Genomic DNA, 15,737 nt, shown 5'->3' with positions numbered 1-15,737 from the left:
GGAGCGTGAAATAATGAAGATATCGAAAATTTTGATCAATCACATGGTAGAACCAGTGGGCTTCCAGCTTGAAGATTTACGAATTGAATTTATTGTGGAAGCGGATTGTTTTGCAGAGATTACCAAGCATTTGAAAATTTGGACCACGGATTATGACCAACCAGTATATCAAAGCGAACAGCAGGTCTTTGAAACTAATTTTTTTGACGTTGACTTAGAGCTGACGCCACGTACCCGTTACTATGTTGAAATCACGATTCAGGACGCAGCTGACAATGTGTTTGCTAAAGAAAGCTTTTTTGAAACTGGAAAAATGAACGAGCCGTTTCAAGCTGATTGGATCGCTAATCCAGACAAAACCATTCAGAACACTTTATTTAAAAAAGGCATCACTGTCCACACGAACGTAGCAAAAGCCCGCTTGTATGCGACTGGCCTAGGCATTTATGAGGCATCTATTAATGGAGAAAAAATTGGTGACGAGTATTTAACACCAGGAGTTACGGCCTACGATCAATGGATACAAGTTCAAACCTATGATGTTACTGAAGCTTTCCAAAAATCAAGCACTCATGAACTGCTTTTCTCTACTGGTGACGGCTGGTACAAAGGTACTTTAGGCTTTGATGGTGGCATGAACTCGATCTATGGTGATCAGCAGTGTGTGATAGGAGAATTTCATGTGACCTATGAAGATGGTGAAACAGAAATCATCGCCACAGATGACTCCTGGCTAACAACTGAAGGCAATGTGACAAAGTCAGAGATTTACTACGGTGAAGATCTTGATGACACAAAAACCTTCGTTAATTGGCAGCCTGTCATGCGACTAGATAAAGAACATTCACTTCTCCAAGATCGCTTGAGCTTGCCAATAAAAATAATGGAGCGTTTGTCTGTTCAAGAGATTCTTAAAACGCCTGCTGATGAACAGGTACTTGATTTTGGACAGAATCAGACTGGCTGGATCGAATTTTACAATCGTGAACCTAAAGGAACAAAGCTTGTCTTCCAAATGGGGGAAATCCTGCAGGAGGGGAACTTTTATCGTGAAAATTTACGTGAAGCACGTGCTTCTTTTGTTTACATTTCTGATGGTGAAGAAAAGTGGGTTCGTCCGCATTTTACCTTTTTCGGTTATCGCTACGTAAAAGTTGAAGGCAATACGCAACCCTTACAAATGAAAGATTATCAGGCGGCAGTTCTTTATTCCGAAATGGCACTAACAGGTGGAATCGAAACGACGAATTCAAAGGTTAATCGTCTTTTCCAGAATATTATGTGGGGACAAAAAAGTAATTTCTTAGATATTCCAACTGATTGTCCGCAACGTGACGAACGCTTGGGCTGGACAGGCGACGCTGAAGTATTTTCGAAAACAGCTGCCCTGAACATGAATGTCTTCGCCTTCTTTAAAAAATATGCAAAAGATATCGCTGTCGAACAAAAGCTGCATGGTGGAATGGTTCCCATGTACGCACCAGCAATGGGAAATTCTGACGGCGGCTCCGCAGTTTGGGGCGATGCAGCGACAATCATCCCGTGGAATATGTATCAGGTCTACGGTGATCCGGCGATCTTGCGTCAAAATTATTCATCAATGAAGGATTGGGTAGAATGGATTCGCAAAAACAGCAAAAGCAGTGAGCTATGGACCGGTACCTTCCAATTTGGCGATTGGCTTGCTCTCGATGGAGAAAACCCTGCATTGCCGACTGGAAAAACGGAAGAGGATTTTATCGCTTCTGTCTATTACTATTATTCCAGTGATATTCTCGCTAAAACCGCCGAGCTTTTGAATATTTTTTCCGATGCAGTGCATTACAGAAAACAAGCTGAGCAAATCAAAAAAGCCATCGTTAAGGAATATATTACTGCAAACGGTCGTTTAGCAATCGATACTCAGACCGCCTATGCACTCGCTTTGTATTTTGAACTGATTCCTGAAAGACAACGTCCGAGAGTGGCGGAGGATTTAGTCGCTCGATTGAAAAAAGATAACGACCATCTTAAGACCGGATTTGTCGGGACACCCTTCATTTGTCAGGTCTTGTCTCATTATGGCTATCATAAGTTAGCGACCAAAATTTTCCTTTTAGAGGATTTTCCGAGCTGGCTTTATGCAGTAAATCTTGGTGCGACAACAGTCTGGGAACGCTGGAATTCCGTTCTGCCTGATGGCTCCATGAATCCTGAAGGCATGAACTCACTAAACCATTACAGTTTTGGTGCTATTATGGAATGGGCGTATACGTACTTATTGGGAATTCAACAGGTGCGACCTGGCTATCAAGAAGTGAATTTTGCTCCTCAGTTTGACTACCGTTTAAAACAGGTCAATGGACACTTTGACACACCATACGGGAACTTATCTGTGAGATATCAAATTGAAGTCGATCGGAAACATACAGTCATCGTCCATTTAACGATTCCATTTGGATTAACAGTCAATGTCAAATTGCCTCGGGGAGAAAGCAGCCCTGTGATAGTTAACGGTGAAAAAAAAGCAAATGGCTGCTTTTCTCTCAGCTGCGGCAGCTATGAAATCAGTTATATTCCTAGTAAAAACTACGTAGAACATTATCACAGTGACACACCGGCATCTGAAATCATGGCGGATCCTATGCTGGTTGAAAAAATCGACGCCATTGATCCGGTATTGTCTTTCTTTAAAGCGGACCCAGCTGCTGTTGAAGGTGGTCTGGGCACAATGTCATTGACAAAACTGAACACTCTTTTACCATTTATTCAAATTTCGCCAGAGAATCTTGCGAAAATCAATCAGATACTGACAGCTACCCCGATTTTAAGTGAACGGGAGGAAGCTGCTCTTGTTTAAAGGTGCATTATTCGATTTAGATGGGGTGATTACGGACACCTCTATCTTACATTTTGAAGCCTGGAGGAAACTTGTCGATACTTTCTTTTCTTCTGAGCTTCCCGATAGTTTAGAGGAGAAAACCAAGGGCGTCAGTCGGACAGATTCATTGAAAGTAATCCTAAAACACTTAGATGTGTCTGTTTCAGAAACTATGTTTCAACAGCTCTTAGTTGAGAAAAATGCGTACTACAAGGAGGCGCTTCAGGGTATCTCTTCTGAAGCTATACTCCCCGGTGTCTCAGATTTTATTTCAGAATTGAAACAGCAGCAAGTAAGACTCGCCTTAGCGTCAGCCAGTTTAAACGGGCCTTTCATTTTAGACAAACTAGATTTAAGGGACAGCTTTGATGCGATCGTTGATCCGAGGAGCGTTGCTAGGGGAAAACCGGCACCAGATATTTTTCTCGCTGCAGCAGCTGCGTTGAAGCTAAAGCCTTCAAAATGTATCGGAATTGAAGATTCCATTGCCGGTCTTCGAGCAATCAAAGACAGTGGCGCCTTCTCTGTTGCAGTGGGAAAAACTACCGAGTTGCAAAAAGCTGACCTTACTCTTTCAACAACAGCTGAGCTGAAGCTGACTACAATTTGTAAGGCCTATTTTCACTAAAAAAGGAGTAATTTATATGATAAAAACGTATCAAAATCCCATTATTCGAGGGATGTATCCTGATCCAAGTATCGTCTTAGTAAAGGATACTTACTATATGGTCAACAGCACCTTTGAATATTACCCAGGTATTGCATTAAGTAAAAGTACAGACCTGTTAAATTGGACAAAGGTTCCCGGAATAGCTGTGAGAAAGGAACAAGCAGACCTCTCACATGCCAAATCAAACGAAGGAATCTTCGCTGTTTGCATTCGCTTTTTTAAGGGCCATTTCTTTGTCATTACTACGAACTTTGCTGAATTCAAGAATTTTATTATTAGAGGCAGTCTAAATGAACGTGGAGAAATTGTGTGGGAACAAGAGCGAATTGAAATCGACATTATGGGAATTGATCCCGATCTTTATCACGAAGATGGGCGTACTTATGTCTCCTTCACAGGCTACATCGATGATAAGGGTACAAAAGCAATTCAACAGGCAGAAATTGACCTTCAAACTGGAAAAATACTACGTGGACCAGAAGTTATCAGTTTTGGAACTGGTGGCCGTGATGTCGAAGGTCCCCATATCATAAAAAGGAACAATTCCTATTACCTACTAGCTGCTGAGGGCGGCACAGGAGTTGGACACATGATTACAATGTTCAAGTCAGACAATCTGTGGGGACCTTTTGAAGATAGTTCCGCCGTTAATCCAATTTTTACAAATCGTGATCGTGCAAATGAACCCCTACAAAATATTGGTCACGCCGACCTGTTCCAAGACACTAAAGGAAACTGGTGGCTGACTTGTTTAGGAACCCGTCCATCCATCATTGATTTTAAGCAAATTACTAATATGGGAAGAGAAACCTTACTTTATCCGGTAAACTGGGAGAATGAATGGCCAGAAATCAACAATGGTATCCCTAGTGAAACGGTTGATCTGACTCTATTTCCCAACCATCGACGCGTACTTGTGAATGAACAAAAACTAAGTCCTTTTATTGACTGCTTCGATCAGCCTACGTTAAATCCTGAATGGCTTAGCTTACGTGATGCACTCGATGAGAATCTTCTTTTGCAGAACTCTAGCTTAACCCTAAAAGGCCGTACAACAACGATTGACCAAAGAGCGACACCAGCCTTTCTAGGAATTAGACAAACAGAACAGGCAGAAAGCTTCTCTGTGATGATTAATACATCCACCACCTTTGCGAACGGGAAAATCGGTATTCTTATTCTAATTAATGACAACCATTTTGCTGCAATTTTAGTAGAGGAAAAAGAACAGAATTTTATTGTATCACGTTATCAAAAAATTGAAGATGTCCTCTTAGAAGAAGAATTAGGAGTGCTTGCATCAATGCCAGTAAAATTCGAATTGATCAATCAGCCAGCTACAAAAAAGTTTGTCGTCACTGACGGCGATAACAGTCTGAGCTTTGAAACAAGCGCTCTACATTTTTCAAATGAAGCGATCGCTGCCCTAAACACAGGGGATATACAGGGCATTTACGTCTTGGGGGATGCAACCTTTGTTGTTGATGAGGTGCGGCGCCAAACACTTAGTATGAAATAGAAAAGGCTGGAAAATCTGTTAAATTAGATTTTCCAGCCTTTTTTAAAGATTATCTAGTCAGCATCACTATCATTGTCAGAATAATTATACCTTGTTTAGCCAGTTTAGCCATATATTTCTCATTGCCAAAGCGAATATCGTCATTTCCAAGCATTTCAATGCTCGCCGCCACCTAAGCCTGCTCCCAAAGTAATGACAACTCCATAATTGACTTGAGGCAGATTTCCCATCATTAATTATCGCTACTGGTAGAGCCAACTTGCTTTCAAACTGCGCCTTTAAAGAAAATCCGTCAAAAAAGCGCTGCGGCCCACTGAAAAAAGTGTCTCTTTCGAAAATTTGAATAGGGGCCTGCTTTGAATCTCTTAAAAAACGTCCCAGCAGTGTACGATCTTCCTCAAAAGATCCAGCGTTGAAATAAAACTCGCCGTATAGCAAATAACCGAAAATACCTGGTCATAGTGACAGATTGGAATTCGGATGATTTTCGATAAATGTTCAAATAAGCTTTGAATTCTCAACAGAAACTCTTTGCAGTCTTTTTTTTATTTATCTTCACCAATGATTCGAACTTCCGTTTCCAAAGTCACATCAAATTTTTCTTTAATGACTGTCTGGATATGCGCAATCAATTCAATGTAATCAGTGGCAGTAGCATTGTCAATATTGACGATAAACCCAGCATGCTTCATAGAGATTTGGGCTCCACCCCATTTGAGTCCCTGCAACCCAGCATCCTGAATCAATTTTCCGGTAAAATGCCCCACAGGTCGTTTAAAGACACTCCCGCACGAAGGATATTCCAGCGGCTGCTTCAATTGGCGCAGCTCAGTCAATTCCTTCATACGTTTTTCGATCATATTGTAATCTCCCGCAGCTAAATCAAAGGTTGCGCTCACTATGATCACCGGCTGCTCTTGTACGGAAGAATACCGATAACTGAAATTCATTTGATCGGCTGTCCACGTCTCGATTTTTCCGTTTGCCAAAAGGATCTCTGCCGATTCGAAAACATCTTCCAGCTGACCATCATACGCACCCGCGTTCATAAAGACGGCTCCGCCGATGCTTCCAGGGATGCCACAAGCAAATTCAAATCCGGTCAACGAATGCTCTAAAGCCACGTAAGTCGTATCCACCAGTTTGGCCCCTGCCTGAGCAGTAATCTTGGTTCCCTTCACGTTCACTTGGTTCATTTCCGTCAGCATGATTACGACTCCGCGGATCCCGCCGTCTTTCACGATCAAATTGCTAGCCTTGCCGAGAACCATCCAAGGAATGCTCTGTTTGCGGCAGAAATCGACCAGTGCTTTGATTTCTCCTGTGTTTTTCGGAAATGCCAATATATCTACAGGTCCACCCGTTTTGGTAAAAGTATAGTTCATCAAAGGTTCATTAAACATTACCTTTATCTCAGGCAATGCTGCTGTCAATTCTGTTTTATTCAAGTTATTCGGTTCCTTTCCTGACACATCCAGATTATTTTATCACGCTCTTTCTAATCTTTCCAGCCCTTACAGCATGCTTCGCACATGATCGATCAGCATTCCGCGACATAGTTTATGGCTCAGCAATACATCCTTTTGCCGAAGCGACTCTTTTGACCGGCGTTTTAGACTAGAAAGAAAGGCCGCAACCATTTGCTCAAAGCCGCGTTTTTCCAACGTATTGGCCCAAGCGCCAAAACGCATTGTTTTGGTTTGATCGTTGATTTTGACTGTTAAATCAGTCAGTTGATCCAGAATCAAGCTTTTTTCTGGGGTCGTAATCTGATAGCATTCGGTTTTTGCTCCACTTTGCAGATCCATGGTCAACATACATTCTGTTTGTTCGGTAGAGATCTGCATTTGCGCATAGGTCATTTTCCCTGCCTGCTCGCGGACTTTTGAGTGAACATTCAAGATTGGATCATCGAGCAGATAGACCGCTGTGTCGATTAAATGAATGAACATGTCGTAAATTCCATATTGCGTCGATAAGGCTTGATCGACTTCATTTTTTTCCAAGTGGATCGTCCGTTTTTCCGGTAAGGATTTTAGTTTTTCGACCATTGGTGCAAAGCGTCGATTAAAGCCGACCATGAACAACAGATCCTTTTCTTCCGCTAATTCGAAGAGTTCTTTTGTTTCTTTGTAGCTTTCGCTGACAGGCTTGTCGATAAACACGTGAATGTTGTTTTGCAGACAGCGTTTTGCGAGCTCATAATGGCTGTCTGTCGCCGCATGAATAAAACAAGCATCCAACCGATACTCCATCAATTCATCAAAAGATGCCACGATATTCTGAAAGCGATATTTTTGTGAAACTTTATCTCGGACCTCTTCATTTCTTGTGGAAAAGATAAATTCTGCCTGGTCTTGCATTTTTGCATAAATGGGCAGGTACGCCTTTTGTGCAATACTGCCTAACCCAATAACCCCTATTTTCATTTTCATTTCCCTCCCTGACCAATCAAAATTGTTTCATGCTTTATTTTACTCCTAGTTCAAGAGAATTTCAGCTGTGATTTGTCTGATTCATGCTTTTTCGTTACAATAAACAACGTAAAGAGGCATCTCTTCTCATTTAGCAGAAGAGACCCAATTGTGAAATGATCACAGAACGACGAACGAGGAGGAATTGCGTTGAAACTGATTTCTTGGAACGTGAACGGCTTGCGAGCCATTATGAAAAAGAACTTCATGGAGGCTTTCCATGAGTTGGATGCTGATTTTTTCTGCCTGCAAGAAACCAAGCTGCAGGAAGGTCAGATCGAAATGGACCTGCCAGGCTATTATCAGTACTGGAACTATGCAGAAAAAAAGGGCTACTCAGGAACCGCGATTTTTACGAAACACCAACCCAATCACGTCTTTTATGGAATGAATCATGACCTGCATGATCAAGAAGGGCGCTTGATCACGTTGGAATACGACAGTTATTATGTCGTTACCTGCTATACACCCAATTCCCAAAATGAGCTGAAGCGTTTAGATTACCGAATGCAGTGGGAAACTGATTTTTTGGCTTATTTAAATACCTTAAAAGCTGAAAAATCTGTAATTCTTTGCGGTGACTTAAATGTGGCACACCAGACTATTGATTTAAAAAACTGGAAAACCAATCAAAAAAATGCCGGCTTCACCCCACAAGAGCGTGAAAAATTTACAGTCTTACTGGAGAACGGTTATATTGACACGTTCCGCTATTTTTATCCTGAGGTGACAGGTGTTTATTCATGGTGGAGTTATCGTTTCAATGCACGGCGCAACAATGCGGGATGGCGGATCGATTACTTTGTCGTCTCAGAAGATTTGAAGCCACAGTTATCGGACGCTAAAATCTGGACGGAGATCATGGGCAGCGACCACTGTCCAGTAGAGTTGGATGTAAAGCTTTAATTTTTTGTTTCGATCCCTTGCATTTTCTTTTCAGCAGCAGCAAGTTGTGTTAAAACAACTATGGGAGGTTCGAAACAATGAATTTTATTGCCATGGATTTTGAAACAGCCAATTATCAGCCGCATAGTGCATGTTCTTTAGCACTAGTGATGGTTAAAAACAGCCGAATTGTCGGGGAATACTATTCATTGATTCAACCTGAGACCGACTTTTTTTGGAAAAACATCCAAATTCACGGCATCCATCCAGAAGATGTCGCGGATGCGCCGAAATTTCCAGAGGTTTGGCAGGAGATCCAACACTATTATCAAAACAACCGCCTGATTGTAGCGCATAATGCCGGCTTTGATACCAATGTTTTAGCCGGATGTTTGGATTATTATCACCTGCCGCAGCCAAATTATCTATCCTTGTGCACCGTTCGAACCAGTCGCAAATTGTTCCCCGAAATGACAAGTCATCGGCTAAACATGGTTTGTCAGGAATTAGGTATTCCCTTGGAGCGCCATCATGACGCGTTGGAGGACAGTCGCGCCTGTGCCAAAATTTTGTTGTATCAAGAAGCCCATTTTGGCGTAGCTCCTTTAAAAAAATTAGTCACATCCTTGTAAAAGGTTGTGACAATAGTACTGATTATTCGTCCTTTTAGAGGCTGCGGCAACACTGTCACAGCCTTTTTTAATTGATAAATAGACGCATCAAATAAACGTCTAAAAAAGCGCCATCCTCACTCCGAGCTCCCCGCGCAATGGTGGCCTCTTTTTCAAAGCCCATTTTTTCATACAAATGGATTGCACGCTGGTTTCTTACCTGAACAGTCAATTCCAGTCTGCGCAGCAGCTGTCCTTCTTCCGCCCAGAGAATCAACTCCTCCATTAGCAGACTGCCGAGGCCAAAGCCCCAATAGTCTTTCAACAAACTGATGCCAACCTCACCAATGTGGGCGACTCGATAGTCGTCTGAGGCTTTGATGGAGGCTAGCCCGACAATTTTTCCATTGACAAAAGCGATGAACAAACAATTATTTGGACTTTCGTACAGTGCTGCGAGATTCAAAGCCATCATCTCCAACGTCATTTCCAGCGCAGGTTGATCCATAATCAGAAAATCCGTTTCTTCAGCAAGCTGCTTCATTACTTCGATCAGTGCTGCAGCATCATCGGGAATCGCTTCTCTCAGTGTCACCTGCAATTCCTCAGACATGTGACTGTCCCCACTCTTGCATTATTTTTTGTTTGAGAACTTCACTTTTTTTTCCATGCGCAATGAATGTTACTTCTCGTTTCTCTAAACTTTGCTCATCCTTTGAAAGAATCAGTTCAAGATAGTCCTCAGGCACATCTTCTCCAAGCTGACTGCCCCATTCGATCACGGAAAGTCCGTCCCCTTCAAAATACTCATCCAATCCAAGATCGTCAGCATCATGTCCGATCCGGTAAACATCCATATGATACAAGGGAATTCTGCCTTGATCGTATTCGCGAATAATTGTATAGGTAGGACTTTTGATCATCTGTGTGATTCCAAGTCCCTTGGCAATGCCTTTTGTCAGAGTGGTTTTGCCTGCACCAAGATCTCCGGTTAAGATTAAATTCTCTCCCGGCTCAGCAGCCACTCCAATCATCACACCCAGTGATTCTGTTGCTTGTAGATTTTCAATCGTTATCAAAGGTGCTGCTCCTTCCTGTTCATTCATAGGTTCAGTATACTGATTTCCTTCTCGTTTGCAAGACATCAAAAAACGACCGTCTGCAGACAGTCGCTATACATAAACTAGTTCATTAATGTTTGGGCAGCAGTAATGATGGAAAGCTTGTACACATCTTCCTCATTTGCACCGCGAGAAAGGTCAGACACAGGCTTGTTCAACCCTTGCAGGATTGGTCCAATCGCTTCGAAGTTTCCTAAGCGTTGAGCGATCTTGTAGCCAATATTTCCAGATTGCAACTCTGGGAAAACAAACACAGTTGCTTGTCCAGCTACCTTTGAATCTGGCGCTTTTAATTGTGCGACACTTGATACATACGAAGCATCAAATTGCAATTCGCCATCAATTTCATATTCTGGTGCTAATTCTTGCGCGATCTTGGTAGCTTCCATGACCTTTTCAACTTCTGGAGCCTTCGCTGAACCTTTCGTCGAAAAACTCATCATCGCAACTTTAGGTTCGATCTCAAATAATTCAGCTGTTTTGGCAGACTCAACTGCGATCTCAGCTAATTCTTGTGCATTGGGATTGACATTGATAGCACAGTCAGAGAACAAGTATTTTTCTTGGTCTCGTCCGCGAACCATGATCATTGCTCCGCTGGTACGGCTGACACCGGGTTTTGTCTTGATAATCTGCAGAGCAGGTCGAACTGTATCCCCAGTCGAGTGAATCGCGCCGGATACCATTCCTTCTGTCACACCCATGTAAGTCAGCATGGTTCCAAAATAGTTCTCATCTTTTAGAATCTTCACGGCATCTTCTTTCGAAACCTTCCCTTTGCGACGTTCCACAAAAGCGTCGACCATCTCATCCCAGCGGTCAAAGTTCTCGGGATCGATAATTTTAAAGTTGTCCGCTTGTAGTCCACGACCTTTAGCCACTTTTTTGATCTCCTCAGAATTACCGATCAAAACTGGCTCCACCAATTCTTCGGCCTTCAGACGAGCTGCCGCTCCTAAAATTCGCGCATCGGTTGCTTCAGGAAAAACGATTTTAATTTGACGACGAACAATTTTAAATTTTAAGCTATCAAATAGTTCCACTTATACACCCTCCAGAAATTATTTACCCTCTCATCATACACTATTTTACATGAAAAAAACAGAAAAATTTTCCTGTACCATAATTAAAAACGAGGGATAACCTGTTTTGTGCATTTTTTCACAGGTGTTACTGTAACAGAAAACGGTGTCATATCACACTGTTTCAGGCAATTGCCAATGAATGGGTTTTTCACCCCAGCTTTCAAGAATCTCGTTGGTTTTTGAAAAAGGTCTTGAACCTAGGAATCCTCTGCTAGCAGATAACGGCGATGGGTGAACAGATTTAATGATCGCATGTTTGCTGGTATCAATCATTTTAATCTTTTCTTGCGCTGGTTTTCCCCATAGGATGAATACGATCGGTTTTTCCCGCTCGTTCAACTTTTGAATGATAACGTCAGTCAGCTGTTCCCATCCTTTGCCGCGATGCGAATACGCTTGTCCCTCACGTACTGTTAGTACTGTGTTCAACAAAAGAACGCCCTGTTTTGCCCAGCTGTTCAAATTTCCATGAGAAACGGGCGGAATCCCTAAATCACTATGCAATTCCTTGTAAATATTACGTAAGGATGGTGGAATTGCCACACCTGGCTGAACCGAAAAAGACAATCCATGGGCCTGATTCACACCGTGGTAAGGGTCTTGCCCTAAAATCACGACCTCGACTTTCTCATATGGGGTCAATTCCAACGCTTCAAAAATATGAAACATATCTGGATGGATACGCTGAGTGCGATATTCGGTCTTTAAAAATTCTCTCAACTGCAAGTAATACTCCTTTTGAAACTCTTCTTGCAATACCTCTTGCCAACTGTTGTGAATAATTTGCTTCATTGCCTTCCTCCTCAGTCATAATCAACGATTTTCTTTCAGCATTATGGTACACCATGTGAGCAAAGGAAGTCCAATTTATTTCATTCCTTGAGCATCAAAAAATGCGGTTGGTCTTTTGAACAATGCCCTGACTGAGTTATCTAGTTTTTAGACCTGGGATCCCAGCTATTTTCTCACCTAACCCTGTATTTTGATGGTTAAGATTCTCACCATCTACTGATTTATCCATCATTTTGAGTTATAATAAGAGTTGACGCGTTTAGTATTCTTGTTATTAATGTAGCTGAAGAAAGTTGGGTGAATCATTTTGATAAAATTGATTGCTTCTGATATGGACGGCACCTTGTTGAACAACCAAATGCAGGTGACCAAGCAAACCATCAAAGCTATCGAAAAAGCACAGGCTGCGGGAGTGGAGTTCATTACCGCAACAGGTCGAGGCATCGGCCACGCAATGGCTTCTTTAGAAACGGCGAAGATCCATGTGCCAATGATCCTTCTAAATGGTGCACTGGTACTAGATGCCCATGGCGAAACTATTTTTACTGTTCCGATCCCGCGTGAAAAGGCTTTTGAAATCATGGACGTCTTGGAAGAGGAACACATTTATTATGAGATTTTTACAGCAAAGCATGTATATTCAGAAAATCAATCGGTCCGAATTGATTTCTTCTCTGAACGAGTGGCGGAGTTAAGTCCTACTATGTCACAAAAACGTGTGATCGCTCAAACCTCCAGTATGATGACGATTTTACCGATCGACTATGTTGCCGATATGCGAAAAACCGTGATCGAAAATGAAGAAGAGATATTGAAGATCATCGCTTTTGACAAGCACGGGCCAGCGACTCTGCAAACGGCGGAGACCCGCATCAATGCCTTAGGCGAACTGGCCATCGCAGCTTCAGAAGCCAGTAACATTGAGATCAACCATGTCAATGCCCAAAAAGGGATCGCGGTCGCTCGTTATGCCGAAAGCATGGGGATCACTGCTGATGAAGTTATGGCGATTGGTGATAATTTCAACGATGTCAGCATGCTGCGGTATGCCGGGACAAGCTTTGCTATGGGAAATGCTGAGCCAGAAGTAAAGAAGGAAGCCAAATATGTCACTGTAACGAACGAAGAAAACGGAGTTGCCAAAGCAATCGAACAAATCCTTTCTGAATAATCAACCAAAGTGGTGAAAAAGATGACCGAATATTATATTCAAGAAAAACATCTAAGCTCAGCGACCCGTACGATCGTAAAGGACGCCAATGGAAAGGCGCTTTATTTGCTGGTCGGTCAATGGGGACGTAAAGGAAATGTACTTTCGCTGTATGCAATGGACGGAAAAATGGTCGCCCACATCAAACAGGCGAGTGTCATCTTTGGTCGAAAATTTGAGATCTATCAGAATTTCACAAAGGTCGGCACACTGCACAAAATCTTTAACTGGCCTGGAGATTTTTATTATATTAAGCAGTTACACTGGGCTGTTTATGGTGATATTTACAACCACCATTATTCCATCAACCACTTCAATCAACGAGTGATGACGATGGACAAAGGTAGTTTTTTAACGGGCGACTATTATGTGCTGGATGTCAAAAAGCAGGCGGATGCTCCCGTAGCAATCTGTGTTGCAGCAATTATGGATTATTGGTTGTACAACCGAAGCAAAGAAAAACAAAAAAAGACGGGCTTAGAAGTCACCTTCTGTGCCTAAAAAAGTTCCCATCCGTCATTCTAGACAGATGAGAACTTTTTTGTTTACTGCTGCACTTCTCTACGCATATGATCATAAGGATGACCACTGATGATTCGATCTCCAACGACAGTGAACCCTTGACGCTCATACAGTCGTTTAGCCGCAGGATTTTCTTTGGCGACATTTAAGCCGATCACCGTCTCGCCATCTCTGGTAGCCAGCTGATCCACTGCCTTCAAAAGGCGTGACCCGATTCCTTGACCACGGAAAGCCTCGTTAACGGCAATCGAATCCAAATACCACTCGCCTGCTGTCGCTTCCGGATCAATAAACAATTTGACATCCACGGACAAGCCGATCGAGCTCAAATAGCGAGTCAACGGCTCATCGATAATCGGTTCCTCTTTGGCCGGATAGCCAAATACCGCTCCGGCAATTTCACCATTGATTTCTTCCACCAACCCACGATCGTACCCGAATCGGTATGTTGGATCTTCATAAGAGGCCATGATCGCCTGCTTGGCAGCCTCTTCACCAAATTCAGTGACAAAAGGCAAATGCATATCCTTTAAAATAATCAGGATCAGCTCAGCAATCTCCTGGGCATCTTGTTTTCTCGCAAATCGAATCATTCTAAAACTCCTTTTAATAACTTACTCTTTCTTTCTATCTTATCATTGTCTTTAAAAAAACGAAAGATATCTACTTTTCAGCTATTACTTTCTCGAAAATTTGCTATGATAGAGTTGAACCAGATAGAAAATCAGTTAAAAATGACGTCGTTCGTTTTCCCGTAAACGAATGCGATTAATTAGGAGGAACAAGTATGAAAAAGCTGCTGAAAGCTTTTCTTATTTTATTAGTAATCGTTTTAGTAGTGGTTGGCGGCTACATTGCGTATCTGTTTATTGCCTACCACCGCATCCCAGATAACCAGAAACTAGAAGCAACGCATGAAAGTCCAGTTGCGTTAGAAAAAGAGACACCTTATCGGGCCATGACCTTCAATATTGGCTATGGCGCCTATCCGCCCAGCTACAGCTTCTTTATGGACGGCGGAGAAAAATCCCGTGCAGACAGCAAATCTGTTGTCGAGAAAAACATGCGGGGAATCGTAGACACAACGGAAGAGATTGATCCTACGATCGCCTTTTATCAAGAGGTGGACGAAGCGGCAGACCGCTCTTATCACGTCGATGAAGTCAACTGGCTGAGCAATCATCTACTAGGGTACAACAGCATTTACGGGCGGAATTACGACTCCCCTTATTTGTTCTATCCTTTTACTCAGCCGATCGGCAAATCAAAATCTGGATTAGTGACGATGAGTAAAGGTGAATTGACAGACAGCAAGCGGTATTCGTTGCCAATCGAAACCAACATCAACAAGTTTTTTGATTTGGACCGCGCTTTTACCGTAACCAAAACCCCAGTGAAGGAAGGAAATGAGCTCGTATCCATCAACGTCCATTTATCAGCTTATACGAAGGATAAATCCATACAGGCTGCACAGCTGGATACACTGTTCGATGTGATGGAGCAGGAATACCAGGATGGAAATTACGTACTAGTCGGCGGCGATTTTAATCATGATGTGTTAGGCAACAGTCCGGATGTCTTTAATACCAGTCAAAAACGCTATAGTTGGAATCAACCTTTTCCAAAGGAAGACTTGCCTAAAGGATTTGACATTCCGCTGGGGAAACTAGCAAAAGAAAAAATTCCATCTTCTCGTATGCTAAACGAACCTTATAACAAGGACACAGCAAATGTGTCTTTAATCGACGGATTTATCGTTTCAGACAACATTGCTGTAAAGTCTATCCACGTGAAGGATGAGCAATTTCAATTCTCTGACCATAATCCGGTGTATCTGAATTTTGAATTAGAGTAGCAATCATAACCACCCGTGAAAACGGGTGGTTTGCTCTTCGGCTGGAAGCCTCTCTTACCGGCCACGGCCTAAAAGGCCCTCTGAAAGCTTCCCCCCGCACCACTTTTACTCGCTGATTCTAAAAGAATCTCAC

Annotated in this window: 16 protein-coding genes; 8 read left to right on the top strand and 8 right to left on the bottom strand. The window is 42.5% G+C overall.

Annotation, left to right across the window (positions count from 1 at the left end):
• Positions 1-13 precede the first annotated feature (13 nt).
• The 3 genes from NRIC_RS11515 to NRIC_RS11505 are packed head-to-tail and all read left to right on the top strand — an operon-like array spanning position 14 to position 5,049.
• Positions 14-2,839, top strand: coding sequence for an alpha-L-rhamnosidase (locus NRIC_RS11515; protein ID WP_146622862.1), 2,826 nt, complete (start codon positions 14-16; stop codon positions 2,837-2,839).
• Complete coding sequence (pgmB, locus tag NRIC_RS11510; RefSeq protein WP_146622861.1) at positions 2,832-3,488, top strand: beta-phosphoglucomutase; 657 nt, start codon at positions 2,832-2,834, stop codon at positions 3,486-3,488. The genes NRIC_RS11515 and pgmB overlap by 8 nt, the downstream gene beginning before the upstream one ends.
• Before the next feature lie 16 nt (positions 3,489-3,504).
• A complete protein-coding gene (locus tag NRIC_RS11505; RefSeq protein ID WP_146622860.1) occupies positions 3,505-5,049 on the top strand; it encodes a glycoside hydrolase family 43 protein in 1,545 nt (514 codons plus the stop codon).
• A gap of 49 nt (positions 5,050-5,098) precedes the next feature.
• Here NRIC_RS11505 and NRIC_RS19705 read toward each other — a convergent pair whose 3' ends face one another.
• The 3 genes from NRIC_RS19705 to NRIC_RS11495 form a co-directional block, all read right to left on the bottom strand.
• Complete coding sequence (locus NRIC_RS19705) at positions 5,099-5,221, bottom strand: hypothetical protein (protein WP_265416111.1); 123 nt, start codon at positions 5,219-5,221, stop codon at positions 5,099-5,101.
• A 373-nt stretch (positions 5,222-5,594) separates the two neighbouring features.
• On the bottom strand, positions 5,595-6,497 hold the full coding sequence (gene murB, locus NRIC_RS11500; RefSeq protein ID WP_146622859.1) for a UDP-N-acetylmuramate dehydrogenase: 903 nt from the start codon (positions 6,495-6,497) through the stop codon (positions 5,595-5,597).
• Between the two features lie 66 nt (positions 6,498-6,563).
• Entirely contained in the window at positions 6,564-7,478 is a 915-nt protein-coding gene (locus NRIC_RS11495; protein WP_146622858.1) for a Gfo/Idh/MocA family protein, read from the bottom strand.
• A 195-nt stretch (positions 7,479-7,673) separates the two neighbouring features.
• On the opposite strand from NRIC_RS11495, the gene NRIC_RS11490 reads away from it, so the two are divergent.
• Both NRIC_RS11490 and NRIC_RS11485 read left to right on the top strand, forming a co-directional pair.
• The gene (locus NRIC_RS11490; RefSeq protein ID WP_146622857.1) at positions 7,674-8,429 is read left to right on the top strand and encodes an exodeoxyribonuclease III; all 756 of its coding nucleotides are present in this window, start codon (positions 7,674-7,676) and stop codon (positions 8,427-8,429) included.
• Between the two features lie 77 nt (positions 8,430-8,506).
• On the top strand, positions 8,507-9,040 hold the full coding sequence (locus NRIC_RS11485; protein WP_146622856.1) for a 3'-5' exonuclease: 534 nt from the start codon (positions 8,507-8,509) through the stop codon (positions 9,038-9,040).
• Positions 9,041-9,107: 67 nt separating this feature from the next.
• Here NRIC_RS11485 and NRIC_RS11480 read toward each other — a convergent pair whose 3' ends face one another.
• The 4 genes from NRIC_RS11480 to NRIC_RS11465 form a co-directional block, all read right to left on the bottom strand.
• Positions 9,108-9,632, bottom strand: coding sequence for a GNAT family N-acetyltransferase (locus NRIC_RS11480; protein WP_146622855.1), 525 nt, complete (start codon positions 9,630-9,632; stop codon positions 9,108-9,110).
• Positions 9,625-10,098, bottom strand: coding sequence for a tRNA (adenosine(37)-N6)-threonylcarbamoyltransferase complex ATPase subunit type 1 TsaE (gene tsaE, locus NRIC_RS11475; protein WP_146622854.1), 474 nt, complete (start codon positions 10,096-10,098; stop codon positions 9,625-9,627). The genes NRIC_RS11480 and tsaE overlap by 8 nt, the downstream gene beginning before the upstream one ends.
• 104 nt (positions 10,099-10,202) lie before the next feature.
• Positions 10,203-11,183, bottom strand: a complete 981-nt coding sequence (pta, locus tag NRIC_RS11470; protein WP_146622853.1) for a phosphate acetyltransferase — start codon at positions 11,181-11,183, stop codon at positions 10,203-10,205.
• 153 nt (positions 11,184-11,336) lie between these two features.
• Positions 11,337-12,017 (bottom strand): uracil-DNA glycosylase, encoded by a 681-nt coding sequence (locus NRIC_RS11465; RefSeq protein ID WP_146622852.1) that lies wholly within the window; start codon positions 12,015-12,017, stop codon positions 11,337-11,339.
• 307 nt (positions 12,018-12,324) lie between these two features.
• Here NRIC_RS11465 and NRIC_RS11460 point away from each other — a divergent pair, with 307 nt between their 5' ends.
• Positions 12,325-13,188, top strand: a complete 864-nt coding sequence (locus tag NRIC_RS11460; protein WP_146622851.1) for a Cof-type HAD-IIB family hydrolase — start codon at positions 12,325-12,327, stop codon at positions 13,186-13,188.
• A gap of 21 nt (positions 13,189-13,209) precedes the next feature.
• Positions 13,210-13,728 (top strand): LURP-one-related/scramblase family protein, encoded by a 519-nt coding sequence (locus tag NRIC_RS11455; RefSeq protein ID WP_146622850.1) that lies wholly within the window; start codon positions 13,210-13,212, stop codon positions 13,726-13,728.
• 44 nt (positions 13,729-13,772) lie between these two features.
• Here NRIC_RS11455 and NRIC_RS11450 read toward each other — a convergent pair whose 3' ends face one another.
• On the bottom strand, positions 13,773-14,342 hold the full coding sequence (locus NRIC_RS11450) for a GNAT family N-acetyltransferase (protein ID WP_146622849.1): 570 nt from the start codon (positions 14,340-14,342) through the stop codon (positions 13,773-13,775).
• Positions 14,343-14,536: 194 nt separating this feature from the next.
• On the opposite strand from NRIC_RS11450, the gene NRIC_RS11445 reads away from it, so the two are divergent.
• The gene (locus NRIC_RS11445; protein WP_146622848.1) at positions 14,537-15,604 is read left to right on the top strand and encodes an exonuclease/endonuclease/phosphatase family protein; all 1,068 of its coding nucleotides are present in this window, start codon (positions 14,537-14,539) and stop codon (positions 15,602-15,604) included.
• The last annotated feature ends 133 nt before the right edge of the window (positions 15,605-15,737 follow it).

Origin of the sequence: Enterococcus florum (assembly GCF_004309355.1) — a bacterium.
Classification (GTDB): domain Bacteria; phylum Bacillota; class Bacilli; order Lactobacillales; family Enterococcaceae; genus Enterococcus_A; species Enterococcus_A florum.
The sequence above is the reverse complement of the archived record's forward strand: the minus strand, read 5'-3'. Positions and strand labels throughout refer to the sequence as shown.

Bases quoted from the DNA above. Each gene is read 5' to 3' on its own strand.
- NRIC_RS11515 (WP_146622862.1), top strand. From the start codon at position 14: ATGAAGATATCGAAAATTTTGATCAATCACATGGTAGAACCAGTGGGC.
- NRIC_RS11505 (WP_146622860.1), top strand. From the start codon at position 3,505: ATGATAAAAACGTATCAAAATCCCATTATTCGAGGGATGTATCCTGAT.
- NRIC_RS11495 (WP_146622858.1), bottom strand. From the start codon at position 7,478: ATGAAAATAGGGGTTATTGGGTTAGGCAGTATTGCACAAAAGGCGTAC.
- NRIC_RS11485 (WP_146622856.1), top strand. From the start codon at position 8,507: ATGAATTTTATTGCCATGGATTTTGAAACAGCCAATTATCAGCCGCAT.
- NRIC_RS11480 (WP_146622855.1), bottom strand. From the start codon at position 9,632: ATGTCTGAGGAATTGCAGGTGACACTGAGAGAAGCGATTCCCGATGAT.
- NRIC_RS11465 (WP_146622852.1), bottom strand. From the start codon at position 12,017: ATGAAGCAAATTATTCACAACAGTTGGCAAGAGGTATTGCAAGAAGAG.
- NRIC_RS11455 (WP_146622850.1), top strand. From the start codon at position 13,210: ATGACCGAATATTATATTCAAGAAAAACATCTAAGCTCAGCGACCCGT.
- NRIC_RS11450 (WP_146622849.1), bottom strand. From the start codon at position 14,342: ATGATTCGATTTGCGAGAAAACAAGATGCCCAGGAGATTGCTGAGCTG.
- NRIC_RS11445 (WP_146622848.1), top strand. From the start codon at position 14,537: ATGAAAAAGCTGCTGAAAGCTTTTCTTATTTTATTAGTAATCGTTTTA.